At 69.7% G+C, this 3,958-nt stretch carries 3 protein-coding genes; 2 read left to right on the top strand and 1 reads right to left on the bottom strand.

Features of this window, described 5'->3' with window-relative positions:
* Positions 1-42: 42 nt before the first annotated feature.
* Positions 43-1,005, bottom strand: a complete 963-nt coding sequence (locus WBP48_RS17320; protein ID WP_424441984.1) for an endonuclease/exonuclease/phosphatase family protein — start codon at positions 1,003-1,005, stop codon at positions 43-45.
* Between the two features lie 535 nt (positions 1,006-1,540).
* Here WBP48_RS17320 and efeU point away from each other — a divergent pair.
* Together efeU and efeO are read left to right on the top strand one after the other, a co-directional pair.
* Positions 1,541-2,578 carry an iron uptake transporter permease EfeU gene (efeU, locus tag WBP48_RS17315; RefSeq protein WP_424441983.1) on the top strand — a complete coding sequence of 346 codons (1,038 nt, stop codon included), beginning with the start codon at positions 1,541-1,543 and terminating at the stop codon, positions 2,576-2,578.
* A complete protein-coding gene (gene efeO, locus WBP48_RS17310) occupies positions 2,575-3,804 on the top strand; it encodes an iron uptake system protein EfeO (RefSeq protein WP_424441982.1) in 1,230 nt (409 codons plus the stop codon). Before efeU ends, efeO begins: the two co-directional genes overlap by 4 nt.
* The last annotated feature ends 154 nt before the right edge of the window (positions 3,805-3,958 follow it).

The raw sequence follows: 3,958 nt of genomic DNA, 5'->3' as shown, positions 1-3,958 counted from the left end.
GCGGTGGCCGGTGTCGGCAGCCGCGCGCGGCGCGGGCGGTCGTCAGCCACGGGTCAGGACGGCGAAGATGGGTCGGTGGTCGACCGCCTCGGCCCACTCTGTTCGGGGCGCCTCGAGCACGCCGAACCACGACGCGCGCCATTCGCTGCCGGCAAAGACGTGGTCTATCTGCGCGCCGAGCGCAGCGGGGAGAGAGGCCGGCCACGTTCCCGATGCCCGCTGGTCGAGCGTGGAGCCCACGTCGATGCACGAACCGAGTCGATCCGCGCCGAGGTTCGCGACGGTCGCGTTGAAGTCGCCGACGGCGATGACGTTCGGCGCATCGCAACGGCTCCGCACCCACTCGATGTGCTCTCGCCAGAGGTCGTTTCCCCCGAGGAGCATCGGCCCCTGGAGGTGCGCGACGACCAAGGGCGGAGAGTCGGGGTCGTCGGGAACAAGCGAGATGCCTGCCCACAGCGGCGTGTCGTCGTTGCGCGGACGGTAGGTGCCGAGGCGATCGGCCACCAGGACAGTGGCCGAGGAGCTCTCCCACCCGTAGATGCTGAGGTCGTTCTTCTCTGCGAAGGCCTCGAGTCGTCCTTGCGCGGTGGTCGTGAAATACTCCGGCAGCGCGATGATGTCGGGTTGCGTCTGCTCCACAAGGACCATCAGGTCGTCGTCGACTTCGCGCTGATCCGTGTTCCACGACAGAATCCGCAGCTCACCGGGTGAGCCGGCGGCCGGTACGTCGGGTGCCGTTCCGCCACCCAGCCCGAGGAAGAACGGCACGGCGAGCAGCACCACCATCATGGCGACGATCGCGGCCGCTTTCCGTCTCCTGACGAGGAACAGCAGAACCGCGATGGCCGCGACGACGATCATCGATGCGAGGAGAGTCAACGCGCGAAAGGCAGCGAGCGCGAAGAGGAGAGGCGACGATGCGGCCTCACCGGCAAGGGGAAGGATGACCGCGGCCAGCGCAATGACTCCGGCGACGCCGACGCCCCAGGTGGCTGCCTTCACTTCGTGTCGACCCGTCCCGTTCCTCACCCGCCAGCGCCCGCCGTGCACCGCGGTGACCGGGTGCGGTTGCCTGTCGACACCCCACCTGGGTTGAGTGCGGCTGCGTCGGGCCGGGTCCGCGTCGCAAGAGCAGGCTGAAGTGCACCAGGTCGGGGTGAAACCTGCCGTCTGTGCCGGTTCAGCCTGCTTTTCGAGCACTCGGCGGCTGTGCGCGACGGTGGGGTGCGCCGCGGCGGGCGCTGACCACGCGCAGTTCTGCGGAGTTCTGCAGTTCTTGAGGACGGCACCGGAGAATCCCGTCCTCTGAAGCGAGGCTCTCCGCAGAAGCGCGAGTCCAACCGATGCCGACGTCACCACCCGCGCCGTGGCGGCGCGGCCGGGGCGGGGCGCGGTTGATCGCATCTCGCGCCGCCGTGTACACTCGCGGTTAGTGAGGTTCGCCTAACCTCATCGATGCGAGGCAATCGCGCGCCGATGGATCTGCGCTGGCGCAGCGGGCACCGGCCTCGCCACCCCTCTCTTTCGAAACGACGCCGTGTCCGCAACCTTCCTCGCCACGTTCCTCATCGGCCTACGCGAAGGCCTCGAGGCCGCTCTCGTCGTCGGCATCCTCGTGGCATACCTGAAGCGGGTCGGGCGTCGGGACGTGCTGCCGCGGCTGTGGATCGGCGTCGGGCTCGCGATCGCCCTCGCACTCGGGATCGGCGCCGTGTTCACGTTCGGCGCCTACGCCCTGACGTTCGAGGCGCAGGAACTGATCGGCGGCCTGCTGTCGCTCCTGGCCGTGGGCATGGTCACGTGGATGATCTTCTGGATGCAGCGGACCTCCCGCACGATGAAGAAGTCGCTCGAGGGCGAGCTGGAGCGAGCCCTCGCGCAGGGAGGGTTGTGGGGGATCGTCGTGATCGGTTTCGTCTCGGTCGCCCGGGAGGGCGTCGAGACGACCCTGCTGCTGTGGTCGATGGTGCAGTCGTTCGGCGATACGCCCGCCGCCCTGCTGGGCGCGGTCTTCGGCCTCGTCGCCGCCGTCGTACTCGGCTGGCTGCTCGCGCGCGGAATGGTGCGCCTCGATCTGCGCCGCTTCTTCACCTGGACGGGCGCCTTCCTCGTCGTCGTCGCGGCGGGCGTCCTCGCCTACGCGATCCACGACCTGCAAGAGGCGGGCGCACTGCCCGGCCCGTTCACCGCCGCGGCGCCCCTGGATCCCGTCACCGGCGCGGTCGCGGCGGGGTGGAGCGGCTTCCCGTTCGGCTGGGCGTTCGACGTCACGGCCGCGATTCCGGCGACCAGTCCGCTCGCCGCGATCCTGCAGGCGACGGTCGGCTTCATGCCGCAGATGTCGTGGCTGCAGGTCATCGCCTGGATCCTCTACGTCGCCATCGTCGGCACCCTGTTCGTGCGCCGCGCCTTCTTCGCCCGCGCGAGTGCCGCCGCGCCGACCGCGGCACCGACGGCACCGACCGCGCCGTCCGCGGCACCGACACCGCAGACCCCGGCATCCGTTCCCCCGGCTTCCGTTCCCCCGGCTTCCGTTCCCACAGCACACACCACCGAAATCCAAGGAGCACCATGATCCGTTCCCGCAGCCTCGCCGCCGTGACGGCGCTCGGCGTGACCGCGCTCGCCCTCGCCGGCTGCGTCGCCAGGACCGACGTCGCCTCGGGCGACGCCCTCGAAGTCAGCTCGACCGACACGTCCTGCGACGTCTCGGCGAGCGCGGCCACCAGCGGCACCCTCGCCTTCGACGTCACCAACTCGAGTTCGCAGATCAGCGAGTTCTATCTGCTCGCCGAAGACGGGCTGCGCATCGTGGGCGAGGTCGAGAACATCGCGCCGGGCGCCTCCCGCACGCTCACCGTCGTCGCCCAGCCGGGCGACTACTTCACGCTGTGCAAGCCGGGTATGGTCGGCGAGGGCGTCGGTCGCGCCGGGTTCTCGGTGACCGGGGATGCCGTGGCCGCCACCGGTGACGACTCCGAGCAGAAGCAGCAGGCCGTCGACCTGTATGCGGCGTTCGTCAAGGACCAGGTCGAGCAGCTGGTTCCGGCCGTCGATGAGTTCGTCGCGGCGTACGAGACCGGCGACGACGAGACGGCGCGGACGCTGTTCCCGACCACGCGCGCGTTCTACGAGCGCATCGAGCCGGTCGCAGAGTCGCTCGGCGATCTCGACCCGCGCATCGACTACCGCGAAGTGGATGCCGTGGCGGAAGGCCTCGACTGGACCGGCTTCCACCGCATCGAGAAGGACCTGTGGGTCCCCGCGCAGGACGCCCTGAACGCCGACGGCGAGACCCCGGCGTGGCAGGACTGGCAGCCCTCGACGCCCGAGGAGCGCGCCGCCTTCGGCGACCAGCTCGTCGCCGACGTCGCCACCCTCAACGAGTACGTGCACTCCGACGAGTTCACCACGGCACTGACCGATCAGGGCATCGCCGGCATCTCCAACGGCGCGATCGGACTGCTCGACGAGGTCGCCACCGGCAAGATCACCGGCGAAGAGGACTGGTGGAGCGGCACCGACCTGTGGGACTTCGCGGCCAACGTCGAGGGTTCGAAGATGGCGTTCTCGCTCGTCGAGGACTTCGCCGTCGCGCAGGGCGATGAGGGCAAGGCCCTCGCCGACGAGATCGACGCCGGCTACGCGGAGCTCGACGAGGCGCTGGCCGCCCACGGTTCGCTCGCGGACGGTTTCGTGAACTACCGTGAGCTGACCGACGACGACAAGCGCCAGCTAACCGACCTCATCAATGCACTGGCCGAGCCGCTGTCGAAGCTGACCTCGACCATCCTGGAGTGACCCCGAGCCATGCCTGAAGACGGCGTTTCGTCTCGTTCCGTTCGCGGGACGTCCGGGGACCCTTTCCCGGTCGCCCCGCAAGCGGCGCAGCCGCGAGACGAAACGCCGTCACCCCCGATCGGCCTCAGCCGGCGGGGCCTGCTGGGACTCGCGG

Source organism: Microbacterium sp., from assembly GCF_049661145.1.
Lineage (GTDB): Bacteria > Actinomycetota > Actinomycetes > Actinomycetales > Microbacteriaceae > Microbacterium.
The sequence above is the reverse complement of the archived record's forward strand: the minus strand, read 5'-3'. Positions and strand labels throughout refer to the sequence as shown.

Coding starts and splice junctions, on each gene's coding strand:
- efeO (WP_424441982.1), top strand. CDS start 2,575: ATGATCCGTTCCCGCAGCCTCGCCGCCGTGACGGCGCTCGGCGTGACC.